Origin of the sequence: Pedobacter fastidiosus (assembly GCF_014306625.1) — a bacterium.
Lineage (GTDB): Bacteria > Bacteroidota > Bacteroidia > Sphingobacteriales > Sphingobacteriaceae > Pedobacter > Pedobacter fastidiosus.
The window spans coordinates 97,388-114,846 of sequence record NZ_JACRYL010000007.1; the positions used below are offsets into that span (position 1 = coordinate 97,388).

Sequence of the window (17,459 nt, forward strand, 5' to 3'; positions counted from 1 at the left end):
ACGCTGTGGGCTTATATCTTTATATTTATAAAATAATCAGAAAAAGGTAGACTAAGTGTATAGTCATTTCGAATGCAACAAAGAGAAATATGTAAAACAGACGATTAAAATTCACAACTAGGGTGTCTTACAAAGTGGGTGGACTATCGTGCCAGAGATGGTATTTTATTAGTCTTGGCTTCTGCTAATTGAATGGCTCTCAAAACATCATCTCTAGAGATAATTTTTTGTGCTTCAAAGCATCTGCACATAAATTCTAAATCCAAACCATATATTTTGGCTATATCTTTTAACCTATATATATCAATAGTAACCTTATCAGTTTCCCATTTACAATAGGTACTGCGCTCTACATTTAGTAGGTTGGCAATTTTTAGTTGTGTAACTCCTTTCAAAGAGCGGAGCTCTTTAAGTAAAAACCCAATTTTCATAACTAACCTACATTTATAATTATTAAAAAATACCGAGAAAAATATTACACATATAATATGTGATTAAAAATCACAAAATGTGTGAAATAATCACTTTAAATTTAATCAACGATTTAGCTTTTCACTACTTAAACAATATTAATAGCATTAAAAAACAATAGCTTTTTTTGACTAATTCATGTAGATTACTACTATAGCCTTGTATTTATTGTTAAAATAGCAAAAAATAAGTTAAAGATTATATAATCCATTTAACCTTTTATTTTATGGCAAATTTATTCTCTCGTTCCAAACCAAATGCTGTAGCAGTAATCGAATTATTATTAAAAACTTTAAATGTTAAGGTTAGTAAGACATCAATTAAAACTACTTTAGAGGAACATCCTTATTTTCCAAGTATCCTTTCGGTAAGTGAAAGTTTAACCGACTGGTATATCGAAAACCAAGTTTATCAAATTAATAAAGAAGAATATAATTCAGATGATTTATTATTTCCTTTAATTGCTCACCTAAATGTAAATGGCGGTGTTTTTATTTTAATACATGAAATTAATAATAAACAAATTGCATATAGCAATGAAATCTATAGCCGAGTTTTAATGCATGAAGCTGATTTTTTAAAAATATGGAGTGGAATAGCACTTCATGCAATAGCTAAAACAATTAGTGGAGAGAAAACTTATCAGATAAATAAAATAAAGGATAAATTTAATTTTGCCAAAACACCCTTGCTAATTACATTAATCATAGTTTTTGTTTTTTTAGACCTAAATTATAATGCTTTAAGTGTTGGCTATGTGATTTTGTTATCACTAAAATTTATTGGTCTGGTAGTGAGCACGTTACTTTTAATGTATAGTATCAATGCTAGCAATCCATTAATTCAAAATCTTTGTAGTTTAGGTAAAAAAAATAATTGTAATTCAATTTTAAAATCAGATGCTGCAAAGGTTACTAGCTGGCTAACTTGGAGTGAGGTTGGTTTTTGCTACTTTATCTGCAGTCTTTTGTCCTTGCGACTTATTCCTTCATCTATACATATTTTAGCTTGGCTAAATGTATTCGCTTTACCATATACAGTTTATTCTATTAATTATCAATACAAGAATAAAAATTGGTGCATTTTATGTTGTACTGTACAACTATTATTGATTTTAGAATTTGTGGCCAACATTTTTACATTTGATTTTTTCAATATTCAACTTTCACCTACCCTAGCTACATCAATACTGTTGGCATTTATCTTTCCAATATTAGGATGGTCATTAATTAAACCTGTTCTCATGAAGGCGGAATCGGCTAACTCTCTAAAACAACAGCTTAAAAAATTCAAATACAATAGTACTTTGTTTATACAGGCGCTAAAAAGCCAACCAAAATATAATGTTTCTGACGAATTAATGCCTATAGCTTTAGGCAATCCCAATGCCGAAACAACTATTACAATGGTTAGCAATCCTTTTTGTGGGCCTTGCGCTAAAGCACATCAATTATTAGATGATTTGCTAAGCTATAGAGATGATATTAAAGTAAAAATCATTTTTTCAACAGCAGATCATGATGATGATAGAAGAACAAAGGTATCTAGACATATCAGTGCTTTGGGTTTAATTAAAGATACCGCTTTTGTTCAACGTGCCTTAAATAATTGGTATCAGCAAAGCTCCAGAAATTATGAACAATGGGCAATCAAATATCCGATAGAAAATAATCATTCATTGAATGAAGTAACGAGGATACAAAAGGCTTGGTGTGAATTAACAGAAATTACATTTACGCCAACGATATTCATAAATGGTTATAAATTACCAAATCCATATCAATTTGAAGATATTAAATATTTGTTAGACTAAAAACACTGTCTACTTAGGAAGCCTGCTTGCTGAAGGGCCAGAGATTTTGGCGGGTAAACTTCAGTGCAAAAGTTGAAACCTTCGCAAATGAAATTGGCGAATAACGAATATGCAGTTATAAAATACATATCGCTTAAGTAAACCTGGCGTGACAGGATTACGAAATCTTGACTTACAAAATTAAATTTTATGTTATGAAAAAGTTAAATCTACTCAGCAGGGCTGAGATGAAAAATGTTTTTGGGGGTGGCACTGTAAGTCCACCTCCAGGAGATACTCATTCTTGCCATGACGGGCCATGTAATTTATATATTAGAAGCACAGGTGAAACATTACAAGGCACATGTTTCAATGGAACAACTATATGCGTTTGTGTGGCTGGTGGGTATAGTACAGATCCACATTCGACCAGTGTTTGTGCTAACTAATACTAAACTAAAGCCTTAATAGGCTTTAGTTTATGATATTTCTAATCAATTCATACTAAAAGAAGAACCAAGAACTGTGAATTTATCTAAAATAAACAAATCTGATAGATTTTTGTACTCGTCATTTTATCTTCAAAATTAGCTATTAACTAAAAAGATTCAATTAAATCAGCTTCCGTTAAGTCCTGTTACAATTACGGAAATGAACAAATCTCTAAAAACAGTTACTTATAGTTTAGCAAGAACCAGAGGTAGTAATTGGTTTAATGGTTACGCAAAGCGATGATCTGTTTTAGCAAAAAAAGTTGTCAAATTAAACCTCAAACGCCCAATTTAAAAAGGCAGGCATTACACTTTCCCAAGTTGGAACATCGTGTTTACCACCAACTTTTTCGAAGTAGAAGATGTTTTCTGGTCGTTTATAACCCTTATTCAAAAGTCCTTTTACAACATCAATTGTATCATCAATAGAATCGATAATTAGATTTTTATTGCGATCGGCCTTTTCATCTTCCGTTCCGGTCATTAACCAAAATTTCATATCTGGTCGGGTCGAAGTATGATCAATAAGATTGTGCATAATTCGATCAGCATCGGTATAACCGTTTGCCAAATCTTTTTTACGCCACCAAAAAGCGCCTGAAAAAACGCCAATTGCATCAAAAACCGATGGGTTATTCCAAGCGATATCAAAAGCAGATAAACCGCCTAAAGAAAAACCTGCAAAGGCAACTCTACCCGTAATCGGCATTGCTATTTTCTTTTTAACGAACGGCAAAAGCTCTTTAATTATAAAATCTGTATATAATTCTGCTTTAGCTCCACGACCTTTAAAATCGGGAACGCCCGCAACGCCGTACTCCATTAAACGATCTGGAGATGCTTTAATCGCAACAACAATTAATCTATTGTTTCTTTTATTGTGATGCGCTTCTTCTAAAATTTCGGTGAAATTCATTTTGGCCACATCCTGACCATCATTTAATAAAAGAAGCTCTATTTTTTCATTTCCCAAAATACCATCGGGCACGTAAATATCTATTTCAACCTCGTGCTTTAAAAAAGCAGAAGGAATTTTAAAATTAATGGTATTAACTTTTACTGATAAAATTGTAGTGTACATAATATTCAAATCCCCTATCACAACGGTTTATCGTTCAGAATTCGGGGCAAAGGTACAAATCTTGGTAAACTATTAATTATCAGGAGCCAATTTTTACACTGTGCTTTTATTTTAGGTCAATTACGTTCTTTTTCTAAAATTTAATTTCTATCTTAAAACATTCAATTTTATATATGGTTAAAGAAGAACATAAAAAGTGGTACAGCCCTAATTTGAGTGCTGAAATCGACATGCTCACTTTTGGCCACGGTGGTATCCCTATTCTACTGTTTCCAACGAGCATGGGGCGATATTTCGAAAATAAAGATTTCAAACTAATAGACTCTGTTGAAGGCTTTATTAACGAAGGAAAGATTAAGATTTATTGTCCTGATGGCATTGATAAATTAAGCTGGTACAACAAAAGCATACATCCCGCAGATAGAGTAAAAAATCACATTTGGTACGACAAATACCTTCTGGAGGAAGTAGCACCTTTAGCCAGACATGAAACCGGACACAGCAAAATTATAACCGCCGGTTGTAGTTTTGGAGGTTATCATGCGGCCAATTTTGCATTTCGGCATCCATGGTTAGTCAGCCATATGTTTAGTATGAGTGGCGCATTTGATATTACTGGCCAATTGGATGGTTTTTATAATGACGACGTGTATTTCAACAATCCTGTAGATTATCTGCTTAACAACAGCAATCCAGAATTACATTATTTGAAGATCGTTTTAGGCACGTCGGATCGAGATATGTGCAAACCGGATAACGAGCGCTTATCTCAAATATTGGCCCAAAAAGGAATTGATCATTGGCTGGATATTAGACCAAATGCAGATCATGATTGGCCAATTTGGCGAGAAATGTTTCCGAATTATATAGCACAATTATAGTTTCAATATTTAAACAATTTAGCAATAGAACAATTGATCAGTTATACTGATTACATATTTTAAACATAAAAAAGTACCAATGAAGAAAATAGGGATTTTATTTGGCCAGGAACGTTCTTTTCCTGAAGCCGTAATCGAGCGAATTAACCAAAAAGCAGAAAAAGGCATCACCGCTGAAGCTGTTAAAATTGACAAAATATTTCAAAATGAACCTTTGGATTACGCCGTAATTATCGATCGTATTTCTCAGGATGTTCCATTTTACCGTGCATCTTTAAAAAATGCAGCAATAACTGGAACTGCAGTAATTAATAACCCATTTTGGTGGAGTGCCGATGAAAAGTTTTTTAATAACGCATTAGCGGAACAAATTGGTGTTCCAGTGCCAAAAACGGCACTAATTCCATCAAGAGAGCATCCTACAGGTACAACTGGTGATTCTTTTTCTAACTTAACAATGCCATTAAACTGGGATGCAATTTTTGAATATACAGGCTTTCCTGCTTACATGAAACCTTATGATGGTGGTGGATGGAGAGATGTTTATAAACTTCATGATAAGGAAGATTTCTTTGATAAACACAGCGGAACCCAACAATTGGTAATGCTTTTACAGGAAGAAATTATTTTCGATGAGTATTTTAGATGTTATTGCATTGGTGGCAAACATGTTCGCATTATGCAATACGATCCACGTAACCCGCATCATTTACGTTATGCGGTAGATAAAGCACCATCAAGCGAAAAACTTTTAAAAACGGTAGAAGAATATACGCTTAAATTGTGCAATTATTTGGGTTACGATTTTAATACAGTAGAATTTGCTGTACGAGATGGAATTCCAATTGCTATCGATTTCTGTAATCCTGCACCAGATGCTGATATTAAAAGTGTAGGACAAGAAAATTTTGACTGGGTTGTAGAAACTACTGCAAATTATGCAATCGAAAGAGCTAAAGCTCAAAAAGATGGTCAAGACAATTTAACATGGGGCGAATACATTAAATCTTCCGTTGCGGGCAAGCCTTTAATGGCAAAAGCATCGACTTCTAAATCAACAGCAAAACTTGAAGCGACTAAAAAAGCTGTAGCTCCAAAAGCGACTGCAGAGAAAGCACCAGCTAAGCCGAAAAAAGCATCAACCAAAAAATAAAAGGGGATCTAAATTAAACATTACTAGGATGAATGAATTCACGCTTGGGATAGAGGAAGAGTACATGGTAATTGATCCCGTTACCAGGGAATTAACCTCTCACGACCAAAAAATTGTAGAAGCTGCACAAAAAATTCACAAAGATCAGGTTAAGGCAGAAATGCATCAAGCTGTTGTAGAAGTGGGCACAGGCATTTGCAAAACAACTGAAGAAGCTCGTAAAGAAATTTCGCAACTGCGTTATACAGTTTCACAACTTGCTGGCGAACAAGGCTTACGCATTGGCGCAGCAGGTACACACCCATTTTCACATTGGGAAAAACAATTGATAACAGAACATCCCCGTTATAACGAAATTGTAAATGAACTACAGGAAGCTGCCCGTTCTAATTTAATTTTCGGATTGCACGTTCACGTAGGTTTCCAATCTCGCGAACTGGCCATCCACATTGCAAATCAGGTGCGCTACTTTTTGCCACATGTTTTTGCTTTATCAACAAATTCTCCTTTCTGGGAATCGAGAAATACAGGCTATAAATCTTTTAGAACCAAGATTTTTGATAAATTTCCTAGAACTGGAATTCCAGATATTTTTAACAGTATTGAGGATTACGATAACTACGTAAAACTGCTGATTAAAACCAATTGCATGGACAATGCAAAGAAAATTTGGTGGGATATTCGCGTTCATCCTTTCTTTGATACCGTAGAATTCCGCATTTGCGATTGCCCAATGTTAATAGATGAAACAATGGCTTTTACTGCATTATTCCAAGCATTGTGTGCTAAGTTGTATAAACTTCGTTTGCAAAATATGGAGTTTATCAGTTATTCCAGAGCCTTAATTAACGAAAATAAATGGCGTGCTGCTCGTTACGGAATTGATGGCAACTTAATCGATTTTGGTAAAGAAATGGAAGTAAATTGCCGTAATTTAGTTTTAGAATTATTGGATTTTGTTGATGATGTGGTGGATGAATTAGGATGCAGAAATGATTTGAATTACGTTCATAAAATACTTGAGCAAGGTACCGGAGCAGATAGACAGTTGGCTGTTTATGCACAAACTGGTAGCTTTGAAGCGGTGGTTGATTACATTACAACCCAAACACTTATTGGCGCAAAGTAAATTATAATGGATAAAAATAGTTTAAAGGTCGCCGTTATTGATATGAATAACGGCGCTCCTAATCAGGGTATGCGGGGAATTCAGGAAATTTTATCCCGCTTCAGAAACGAACACAACCTAAATCTTTCTTTCGATATTTTCGATTTAAGACAAAAAGGAGAAATTCCAAGCATCGATTATGATGCATATATTTCTAGCGGTGGCCCTGGAAGTCCTCTCGAGAGCAAGGGCGAGCAATGGGAAAATGATTTTTTTAATCTTCTCGATCAAATCGAAAACTTCAATGCAACACATGAAGATAAAAAGAAATATGCTTTTTTAATTTGCCATTCCTTTCAGTTGGCTTGCCGTAAATATAACCTGGGCAATGTAACTGAACGCCGATCTAATGCTTTTGGAATTTTTCCAATTACCCTTACTGAAAATGGAGAAAAGGATGAGATTTTTAATGGAATTACCAATCCATTTTTCTCAGTTGATAGTCGCGATTGGCAAGTAATAGAGCCAGATTTTGATGCTTTTGAAGCTAAAGGCGCTAAACTTTTAGCGATTGAAAAAGAACGTAAACATATTGATTTAGAACGCTGTATGATGTCAATTCGTTTTTCTAACGAAATCGTCGGAACTCAATTTCATCCTGAGGCTGATCCAGTTGGAATGAAAATGTATTTACTTCAAGATGAAAAGAAAAAAGTAATTATTGATACGCATGGCGAAGCTAAATATTTCGATATGTTAAACAGCTTGGATGATCCTGCGAGAATCGTACTTACCCAAAGCGTTATTTTACCTAACTTTTTACAAAAAGCAATCGGGAGTTTTCAAGAAGCATAAAGTCAAAAAATCAATTTTATTTATTTTTTAGGCGGTCGTCATTGCGAGGAACGAAGCAATCTTAAAACGCTCGCTAATCAACTCATTGCAGTGAGATTGCTTCGTGCCTCGCAATGACGATATTATTAAAAGAATAGCATATGATACCAGCTCAAAGACATAAGTTTAACCAGCAATTTACTGTAGAGAAATACCAAGGCTTTATGCAAAAGCTACAGAATGGTTATCCAGAAATACCCTTTAGAGTTGCAGAAACTCCAGTTTTTATTCCAAAAGCTTTAAAAGAAAAATTAACTTTAGCTGGTGAAGAAATCGTAAATCTGATAAAACAGCCAAACTTTAAAGCTCTAACACAAAAATCTATTCCGACTAGTTGGAATGTTCCAAACGAAAACGAGCAACCCCACTTCTTAACTTTTGATTTTGGAATCTGCAAAAATGATGCTGGCGAACTTACGCCTATGTTAATCGAAATGCAGGGCTTCCCCTCTTTGTATGGTTTTCAAAATCATCTTTCGAAAACTTACCGAGATTGTTATGAAATCGACAAGACTGTCAATCATTTTTTAAATGGCTTTAACGAGGAAAAATACATTCAATTATTTAAGGAAGTTATACTTGGCAAACATCAACCACATGAAGTAGCCTTGATGGATGTTGATGCTCCAAATCAAAAAACAGCTATAGATTTCTTCGTGACACAGAAAATGTTGGGCATAAAAATATTAGCGCTCGAAGATATTAAGCAGGTTGGGAAACAGTTATTTTATGAGGAAGAAGGGAAGCTAATTCAATTAAAGAGGATTTATAACCGTCTTATTTTTGATGAAGTTGCTAATAATACTGAAATTTTTAAGGGTAGCTTCGATCCTAGAGAAGAATTAGATATTGAGTGGGTAACGCATCCGAATTGGTTTTACAGAGTCAGTAAATATACCATGCCATTTCTAAAAAGTGAGTTTGTTCCGGAAACGCGTTTTTTAAATGAAGTTGAAACCGTACCAACAGATTTAGAAAATTATGTTTTGAAACCGCTTTTCTCTTTTGCGGGCATGGGTGTTATTATCGATGTTACTGAAAGTGACATTAAAGGTATTCCAGATCCTGAAAACTGGATTTTGCAGAAAAAGGTCAATTATGAACCTGCCGTTCAAGCCCCAGATGGAGGCGTTAAAGCCGAAATTAGAATGATGTACTTATGGCCAGATGGCGGGGAGCCTCAGCTTTGCATTAATTTAGCTCGATTAAGTAGAGGAAAAATGATTGGCGTAAGGTATAATGCAGATTTTGACTGGGTTGGCGGAACGGTTGGTTTTATGGAGGAATGATCTTGCATAAGATCAACCTTTTTACATTTTACTGAAACCCAAATCATAAAAGCAACTTATATTTGTGCTATGAATATTCAAACCATTTTAGTCTTTTTACTTTTTGCGGTTGCATTGGTATATGTTGGCCGATTGGTTTATAAATCTTTACAGGTTAAAAAAGATGGCTGCGGAGGCAACTGCAAATGCGGTGTAGATTTTTCTGACATCAAGCCTGTTAAAAAGTAACCCGCTCTCTTTATGATCAATCAGTTTAAAAATTACCTCAAGGAAAAAATACAAATAACTGATGAGCAATTCGACAGCATTTCTGGCGACTTGAAAATAAAGAAATTCGACAAAAACGAAATTATCCAATATACAGGAGACATTAGCAAACATGGCTTTTTTGTTGGTAAAGGTTTATTACGTGCCTATTCTATTGATTCTAAAGGAAAAGAACACATTCTTCAATTTGCCCCTGAGAACTGGCTAATCTCAGACCGAAACAATATGAACAATGAAGCATCAGTTTTTTTTATTGATGCTATTGAGACTACTGAGGTCGTTTTAATGCCGAATGATTTTATGGAACAGGCAGCCATAAAAGTTCCCTGCTTGCAGCCTATGCATACACGCTTGCTTAATAATTCGATCCGTTTTATGCAGAAAAGGATTAATATGTTACTTAGCGCAACTGCCGAAGAACGTTATCTAGATTTCATAAAACTATATCCCAACCTTACACTCCGCGTTCCACAATGGATGATTGCATCTTATTTAGGAATCACACCAGAATCCCTAAGTCGAGTAAGAAAAGAGTTGGCCAATAAACACTTCCGCCCATAGGATCAGGATTTTCGGGATTGGAGGATTTGCATGATAAGATGTAGAAAATAATTTTAATCGACCATTTCTTAACTCGATATTGTTTAATAAGCACTTTAATCCTGAAAATCTCCTTATCCTTAAATCTTGATTAATTATCATACATCAATTTCTAGTTCAAACTAGCGCTGTACTTTTGTGTTGTTAATATTAAACACCTCAAAAACAAAAGATATGGCAACTACTAAATGGACATTAGATCCAACCCACAGCGAATTACAATTTAAAGTAAAACACTTAATGATTACTACTGTAACTGGTAGCTTAAAATCTTTCTCGGCAGATTTAACTTCTGAAGGCGATGAATTTGAAAACGCAGAAATCTCTTTCAAAGGAGATATCGATTCTTTAGATACAGGAAACACAGATCGTGATACGCACTTAAAAAGCGGTGATTTCTTCGATGCAGAAAAATTTGCACACATCGAATTCAAATCTAAATCCGTAGAAAAAGATGGTGGCGATTATATTGTTAAGGGTGATTTAACCATAAAAGGCGAAACTAAACCTGTAAAATTAACAGCAGAATTTGGCGGTATCGCAACTGATCCTTGGGGAAATACTAAAGCTGGTTTTACTTTAAGTGGCAAAATTAACCGTTCTGATTTCGGTTTAACTTGGAACGCGGCATTAGAAACTGGTGGTGTAATGGTGAGTGAAGAAGTACGCATTTTAGGCGAATTACAATTCGTAAAACAAGCATAATCTAGTAAAGAGCTTTGAGCTTTGGGCATATAAACATTATGCTCAAAGCCCCATGCCTCAATAATTTAAAAGGTAATGGAAATAAAAGAAGTAAGAAATGTATTAAAAGCACCTGCCCCACACATGGTTGGCGATGGCTTTAGAGTACATAATTTTTTTCCTAGTGGGTATGAAATAGATATGAGTCCTTTCTTTTTAATGGATTATGGATCTAAAATCGAATTCTCTGCTAGAAAAGAACCTCGCGGGGTTGGTGTGCATCCTCATCGTGGTTTCGAAACCGTAACCATTGCTTATCAAGGAGCGGTTGCGCATCACGATAGCTCTGGAAACAGTGGTATTATTTATCCTGGCGATGTGCAATGGATGACGGCTGCAAGTGGGATTTTGCATAAAGAGTATCACGAACAAGCTTATAGTTTAGCTGGTGGTCCTTTTCAAATGGTGCAATTGTGGGTTAATCTTCCTGCTAAAGATAAAATGAGTACACCAAAATATCAGGCTGTAAAACAGGCTGATATGGCTAAATTCATTTTACCAAATGAGGGTGGTGTGATTGAAATAATTGCAGGGAACTATCAAGGCATTAAAGGTAATGCTAGTACATTTACACCAATAGAGCTTTACAATGCGAGGCTAAATAAGGGAGCAAAAGCCAATTTCGATTTTAATAGCTCCTACAATACGGGCTTCATGATTATTGAAGGTTCTGTTAAAATTAACGACTCAGAAATTGCTTATGCAAACAATTTCGTTCACTTTAAAAATAAAGGCGAACTCATAGAAATGGAAGCCTTAGAAAATAGTGTAATCTTAATTTTAAGTGGTGAGCCAATAGATGAACCGATTGTGCAATACGGTCCTTTTTTAATGAATACCGAAGATGAAATTAATCAAGCTATATCCGATTATAATCAAGGGAGATTTGGCTACTTAGAAGAATAAAACAGGTTTAATTATATTTTTTAGCCGACATTTTTGTAAAATTTGTCGGCTTTTTTTTGCCTTCTCAATACTTAAATTCCATTGAAAAGAATATTAGAGGCCATTCTTCCGTTAACAAGCTCTCCAATAATCAAATAAATGAATTGATTTAGTTTCCCAAAAATAGTTTCATGCAATCTTCATTTTCAATCGTGATATTTGTTACATAAAATCAGAACAGAAAAATGTCCGGAAAACAGATCTTTCAAACTGAAAACAAAAAACGCTGGAATACTTTTACTTGGGTAAGTCGTTCATTTTTTTTAGTTTTCATCATCGCAATTATTTGCGTTGCTTTCACATTATCATCGGTACAATATCCAAATTTACCTTTCATCAATACAAATACGCCTTTAACGCAAAAGCAGTTAGAGAAATTAAAAAAATCTCAGCAGTATAAAGACTTCACGATCCAAAAATCAAAACTTCAACAAATTAAAAAGGATCGGGAGCATAGAATTCTTACTCGCCATGGCAATAACAACAAGCGTATTAACATGGCCTTCTATGTAAGCTGGGCAGGCACTGCGAGAGAATCCATATCCGATTTACGCCGTAATATTGGTCATTTGGACATGGTTGCTACAGAATCGTTTTTTTTAAACGGAGATTCTATTGTTGATAAAGCAGACACCGCAGCGCTTCGAGTAATTAAAGAAGGCAAGAAATCTGCAATTGCCGTAGTTTCAAATTTCAATAAAGATCATTGGGATGGCGAGGCAGTAAGAAGGCTTTTATCTAATCAGCCTGCGCAACAGAAGTTGATTTATGATTTAATAAAAATCACAAAAAAATACGGTTACAAAGGCATAAATATAGATTTCGAAGAACTTAATCTAGAAAACGGAGACAATTTTAATGCCTTCATGAAGAATCTTTACACGCAATTTCATGCAGAAAAATTAATTGTATCTCAAGATATTTCTCCTGAAAATGATGACTATAAGCCCGAAATACTTCAACATTATAACGATTACATTATATTGATGGCTTACGATCAGCATTCTGATCAAAGTAATGCAGGAGATATTTCTCACCAAGAATGGGTTGAGGAAAAACTAGATGATATTTGTAGTAAAATGGATGCCAATAAAGTGATTTTGGCATTGGCTTGTTACGGTTATGATTGGCCTAAAAATAGCATTGGTATCCCGGTTACTTACGAACAGGCCATTACAAAAGCTGTTGATCGCAAATCAAAAATAAATTACAATCCCGCCTCAGCTAATCTAAACTATTCTTATAAAGATGGCAGTGGAATGGAGCACGATGTTTATTTTACAGATGCGGCAACCTACTTTAATTTAATTCGCAAAGCGGATGATTGGGATATTGCCGGTGTAGCTTTATGGCGCTTAGGATCAGAAGATAAACGTTTATGGTCTTTCATTTCTGAAGATTTAAGCTTAGATTCTTTAAAGAAAAAACCAATTGATTTACGTAAAATCTCGGCGCTTACAATGGGTGGAATCTCTTACATTGGAGATGGCGAAATTCTTGATTTAGTATCAACACCAAACCCTGGAAGTGTTCATTTTACTTTGGATAAAAGAAATTTTACAATTGCCAGCCAAAGCTACACACGTTTACCAAGTCAATATGTTATTAAAAGGTTTGGCGAGGCCGATAAAAAAATAGCCCTAACTTTTGATGATGGTCCCGACCCAGTTTACACGCCTCAAGTAATCAGTATTTTAAAAAAAGAAAATGTACCTGGCTGTTTCTTCGTGGTTGGAATTATGGCCGAGCAAAACATGGAGTTGCTTAGACAGGAGTACAATGATGGCTACGAAATCGGAAACCACACATTTTTTCATCCAGATATGTCTGCCATTGGTCCGCGACGAGTTAAGTTTGAGCTAAATGCAACCCGAAGATTAATTGAGGCCGTAACCGGACACAGCACCATTTTATTTAGAGCGCCTTTTAATGCCGATGCCGAACCTCAAAATATTTCAGAGATTCTGCCAGTTGCTCAAAGTCGTAAAGAAAACTACATTAACATTGGGGAATATATTGATCCAGAAGATTGGCAACCAGGCAAAACAGCTGATCAAATTTTTAATGAAGTTGTAAAACAGCAAAATAATGGCAATATTTTATTGCTTCATGATGCTGGCGGTAACCGCGACGCAACTGTGGCGGCATTACCACGGATTATAAAATTCTTCAAAGCGAAGGGTTACACTTTTACAACGGTTGGCGATTTAATGGGCAAAAAAAGATCGGAATTAATGCCTGCTGTACAATCTACAGCCAACAGCGGTTTCACAGGATCTGGAGATTACTTTTTTATAAACTTCTTCTACTACGGAAACTTAATTTTAAATGCAGTTTTTACAGTAGCAATTGCTTTAGCTATTCTTAGAACCATATTTATCGCTTACTTGGCCATTCGTCAGCGTAAAAGAGCAACAAGAAATGCTTATAAACTGATTAAAAATCCAACCGAAAAGGTGAGTATTATTATTCCTGCTTACAACGAAGAGGTAACTGCAATACAAACTTTAAATAGCTTACTTAAAACTACTTATCCAAACTTCGAATTGATTTTTGTTGATGATGGTTCAAAGGATAAAACCTTCGAAATTGTTAATCAGCACTATGGAAATCATCCGCAGATAAAAGTTTACCGTAAAGAAAACGGTGGTAAAGCATCGGCTTTAAACTACGGAATTACCAAAGCATCAGCAGAATTTATTATCTGTATTGATGCAGATACCCAATTAAAAACTGACGCGGTAACAGAGTTGATGCGTTATTTCTATAGTCCAAAAATTGCAGCGGTCGCGGGTACTGTTAAAGTTGGAAACGCAGATAACATCATTACCAAATGGCAATCTATTGAGTATATAACGGCACAAAATATGGATAGAAGAGCATTTGATCTTCTAAATACCATCACAGTTGTACCTGGCGCAATCGGTGCATTTAGAAAAGCTGTGGTTTTAGAAATTGGTGGTTTTACCATTGATACCTTGGCTGAAGATTGCGATTTAACCATGCGAATTTTAAAAGCTGGCTACAAGGTGAAAAATTGCGATACGGCTATTGCCTATACTGAAGCGCCTGAAACTGTTAATATGCTCTTGAAACAGCGTTTCCGTTGGAGTTTTGGTGTAATGCAGAGTTTCTGGAAAAACAGAAAAACCTTGCTGAATAAAAAATATGGCTATTTCGGAATGGTGGGAATGCCCAACATTTTAATCTACCAGATTATTTTACCTCTATTTTCACCATTGGCAGATTTATTTATGCTGATCTCGCTTATTACAGGATTGTTTTCTTTAGGTGCAATTAATAACCTTACATTAACCGGATTTTCTGGAATCTTAAGTTTACATAATGGTTTTGGGCAGGTGCTATTCTATTACATCATCTTCATTATTGTGGATATGATTTTTGCAGGCATAGCCTTTAAAATGGAAAAAGAGAAATACAAAAACCTACTTTATATTTTCCCTCAGCGCTTTTTCTGGAGACAATTAATGTACGTTGTACTTTTCCGTTCAGTTAGAAAAGCCATAAAAGGCGAGTTAGAAACTTGGGGAACGTTAAAAAGAACCGGAAACGTTAAAGAGAATATGTCTTAAATAGAAATGATCCCAGCTTTGACAACTCTCTTTCTTAAACGCTAGAAGAGTTGTCAAAACTAAAACAATAAAGCTTTGACTTTCGTTCCTAGACGATAGAAAAGTTGTCAAGGCTTAACTATGGAAGTTTATATTTTTTCTATCAAGCAAACCGCATAAGCAACCACACCTTCTTCTCTACCTACAAAACCCATAAGTTCGTTGGTCGTCGCTTTAATAGAAATCTCTTCAGTGGAAATGCCAATTGCTTTAGCTATATTTTCTTGCATTGCAGGAATGTGAGGATTAATTTTTGGTGCTTCCAAACAAAGCATGGCATCTATATTCCCTACTTGCCAACCCTTTTCCGTTAATAATTTCACTGTTTCCTGAAGTAGAATTATACTACTAATTCCTTTCCAGCGATCATCGGTATTTTTAAAATGAAAACCAATATCGCGTAAATTAGCTGCACCCAAAAGAGCATCGCAAATGGCATGAAGCAAAACATCAGCATCAGAATGACCAAAGGCACCCTTATGGTGTTCTAATGTAACGCCTCCTACTACAAAAGGGTGCTGATCTTTTAATTGATGGACATCGAATCCAAAGCCTACTCTGATTTTCATTATGAATTATTTTGTGATTGAAGCTTGAGATTCAAGCGCATTCAAATAGAGATATTATCTTTTAATTAACTTCTTTTCGCCAAAGTTAAACAAAAGACTAAAACGCAAGGTATTTGCCAATGGACTTGTTTGTGCATTCGCGATTAGGTAAGCAAAATCAATATTAAAAACATTATACTTTAAACCTGCACCTAAGGTAAAATACCTACTATCGCCCTTCATTGGGCTTTGGTAATTATATCCGGCTCTTAAAGCAAATTGTTGATTATACCAATATTCTAAACCTGTTGAAATGCCGACTTCTTTTATTTCCTCGCTAAATCCTCCGGGCGCATCACTAAATGACCCAAAAATACCTGCTGGCACAGAGCGGTTCGGATTCTTGCCACTTACAATATTATTATTCGAATCGTAAATAGGTTGAGTAGGAACCAATAGTTTGTTAAAGTCTAGAGCAAATGTAAATGTGCTTAAATCATCAATTATGATGGTTGATGCCCCACCGAGTTTAAAATTAGTAGGCAGGAAAAAACTTTCTCCCCCATCAGAATAACTCATTTTAGTACCGATATTGGAAATATTTGCACCAGCAGATAAAATTGCATTCTTGCCGAATAGAGTAGTTGATGTTTTGTATAATCCAGAAACATCAACCGCTACCGCATTACCACCGTGAACTTGTCCGGTAGAGGAAAACTGACCAGAAGCCAAATTGGAATAAATATATCTTAATGAACTCCCCAAAGCAAATTCTTCTCCAAAACTTCTAGCGAAACTAAAATCTAAAGCCAATTCATTTGGATTACTAATTCCCAAATCTTGTTGATTTATATCTGTTAACTGGATAGATCCAAGAGAAAAATATCTTAAAGAAGCACCAATTGTATTGCGATCATCCAATTTATAGAAACCGCCCAAATAAGCAAGATTAATATCGGGCACTAAGCTTTTTAACCAAGGGCTATAAGAAACTGAAAATCCGTAAGGCTTATCTAAAAAAGCTAATTTTGATGCATTGATACTCGCAGAATTAACATCTCCGGGAATGGCAACCCCAGCATCGCCCATTGCTCCTGCTCTAGCATCTGGAGTAATTAACAAAAAAGGCACTGCGGTAACAATATTGTTCGATTCGCTTCCGTTAGTTTGTGTACCGGATATAGTAACCTGAGCATTTGTTTTGCCAAATACCAAGAGTACTGAGAGTGCAGAAAAAGCAAGCTTACTGATGTACTTGAAATTCATCCTTTAAAGGTACGTAATTTAGATTTCGGAATGTTAAAACTTTAGAATAATTTAATAACGCAAAATCAGAATTTATATTTTAATTACCCTTACAAATCTGAAAAATAATTACTGATTAAATAGACAAGATTTATTATCCCAGAGATTATTACAATTGTGCTACATTCGTTAAACGATTTAGCCAAAACTAAACCTGCGATTTCTATAATTCGCCAAAAATCGCCATAGTTAAAACAAGCGTATTTTTTGCGTTATGCTGATCAAAAAACTCCTCCAGATCAGCATAACACAAATAAT

15 protein-coding genes are annotated in these 17,459 nt (G+C 35.1%); 11 read left to right on the forward strand and 4 right to left on the reverse strand.

Annotated features, from left to right (window positions below):
- Nucleotides 1-143: 143 nt before the first annotated feature.
- Nucleotides 144-431 (reverse strand): helix-turn-helix domain-containing protein, encoded by a 288-nt coding sequence (locus tag H7U22_RS09335; RefSeq protein ID WP_187071093.1) that lies wholly within the window; start codon nt 429-431, stop codon nt 144-146.
- A 266-nt stretch (nt 432-697) separates the two neighbouring features.
- On the opposite strand from H7U22_RS09335, the gene H7U22_RS09340 reads away from it, so the two are divergent.
- Nucleotides 698-2,284: a thioredoxin domain-containing protein gene (locus tag H7U22_RS09340; RefSeq protein ID WP_187071094.1), complete on the forward strand. Its 1,587-nt coding sequence runs from the start codon at nt 698-700 to the stop codon at nt 2,282-2,284.
- A 741-nt stretch (nt 2,285-3,025) separates the two neighbouring features.
- Here H7U22_RS09340 and H7U22_RS09345 read toward each other — a convergent pair.
- Nucleotides 3,026-3,835 carry an alpha/beta hydrolase gene (locus H7U22_RS09345; protein WP_222621829.1) on the reverse strand — a complete coding sequence of 270 codons (810 nt, stop codon included), beginning with the start codon at nt 3,833-3,835 and terminating at the stop codon, nt 3,026-3,028.
- Nucleotides 3,836-4,008: 173 nt separating this feature from the next.
- On the opposite strand from H7U22_RS09345, the gene H7U22_RS09350 reads away from it, so the two are divergent.
- The 10 genes from H7U22_RS09350 (at nt 4,009) to H7U22_RS09395 (ending at nt 15,309) form a co-directional block, all read left to right on the forward strand.
- Complete coding sequence (locus tag H7U22_RS09350; protein WP_187071095.1) at nt 4,009-4,716, forward strand: esterase family protein; 708 nt, start codon at nt 4,009-4,011, stop codon at nt 4,714-4,716.
- 79 nt (nt 4,717-4,795) lie between these two features.
- A complete protein-coding gene (locus tag H7U22_RS09355; RefSeq protein ID WP_187071096.1) occupies nt 4,796-5,869 on the forward strand; it encodes an ATP-grasp domain-containing protein in 1,074 nt (357 codons plus the stop codon).
- Nucleotides 5,870-5,897: 28 nt separating this feature from the next.
- Nucleotides 5,898-6,998 (forward strand): carboxylate-amine ligase, encoded by a 1,101-nt coding sequence (locus H7U22_RS09360; protein ID WP_187071097.1) that lies wholly within the window; start codon nt 5,898-5,900, stop codon nt 6,996-6,998.
- 6 nt (nt 6,999-7,004) lie between these two features.
- A complete protein-coding gene (locus tag H7U22_RS09365) occupies nt 7,005-7,832 on the forward strand; it encodes a type 1 glutamine amidotransferase (RefSeq protein ID WP_187071098.1) in 828 nt (275 codons plus the stop codon).
- A 140-nt stretch (nt 7,833-7,972) separates the two neighbouring features.
- Nucleotides 7,973-9,160, forward strand: coding sequence for a hypothetical protein (locus H7U22_RS09370; RefSeq protein ID WP_187071099.1), 1,188 nt, complete (start codon nt 7,973-7,975; stop codon nt 9,158-9,160).
- A gap of 69 nt (nt 9,161-9,229) precedes the next feature.
- Nucleotides 9,230-9,388, forward strand: coding sequence for a FeoB-associated Cys-rich membrane protein (locus H7U22_RS09375; protein ID WP_187071100.1), 159 nt, complete (start codon nt 9,230-9,232; stop codon nt 9,386-9,388).
- A gap of 12 nt (nt 9,389-9,400) precedes the next feature.
- Entirely contained in the window at nt 9,401-9,988 is a 588-nt protein-coding gene (locus H7U22_RS09380) for a Crp/Fnr family transcriptional regulator (RefSeq protein WP_187071101.1), read from the forward strand.
- 213 nt (nt 9,989-10,201) lie between these two features.
- Nucleotides 10,202-10,732 carry a YceI family protein gene (locus H7U22_RS09385; RefSeq protein WP_187071102.1) on the forward strand — a complete coding sequence of 177 codons (531 nt, stop codon included), beginning with the start codon at nt 10,202-10,204 and terminating at the stop codon, nt 10,730-10,732.
- 75 nt (nt 10,733-10,807) lie between these two features.
- Entirely contained in the window at nt 10,808-11,677 is an 870-nt protein-coding gene (locus tag H7U22_RS09390) for a pirin family protein (protein WP_187071103.1), read from the forward strand.
- Between the two features lie 224 nt (nt 11,678-11,901).
- On the forward strand, nt 11,902-15,309 hold the full coding sequence (locus H7U22_RS09395) for a glycosyltransferase (protein ID WP_187071104.1): 3,408 nt from the start codon (nt 11,902-11,904) through the stop codon (nt 15,307-15,309).
- 128 nt (nt 15,310-15,437) lie between these two features.
- Here the strand turns inward: H7U22_RS09395 and ispF are convergent, their stop codons facing one another.
- Nucleotides 15,438-15,917, reverse strand: a complete 480-nt coding sequence (ispF, locus tag H7U22_RS09400; protein ID WP_187071105.1) for a 2-C-methyl-D-erythritol 2,4-cyclodiphosphate synthase — start codon at nt 15,915-15,917, stop codon at nt 15,438-15,440.
- Between the two features lie 54 nt (nt 15,918-15,971).
- Complete coding sequence (gene porV / locus H7U22_RS09405; RefSeq protein WP_187071106.1) at nt 15,972-17,162, reverse strand: type IX secretion system outer membrane channel protein PorV; 1,191 nt, start codon at nt 17,160-17,162, stop codon at nt 15,972-15,974.
- Nucleotides 17,163-17,459 lie beyond the last annotated feature (297 nt).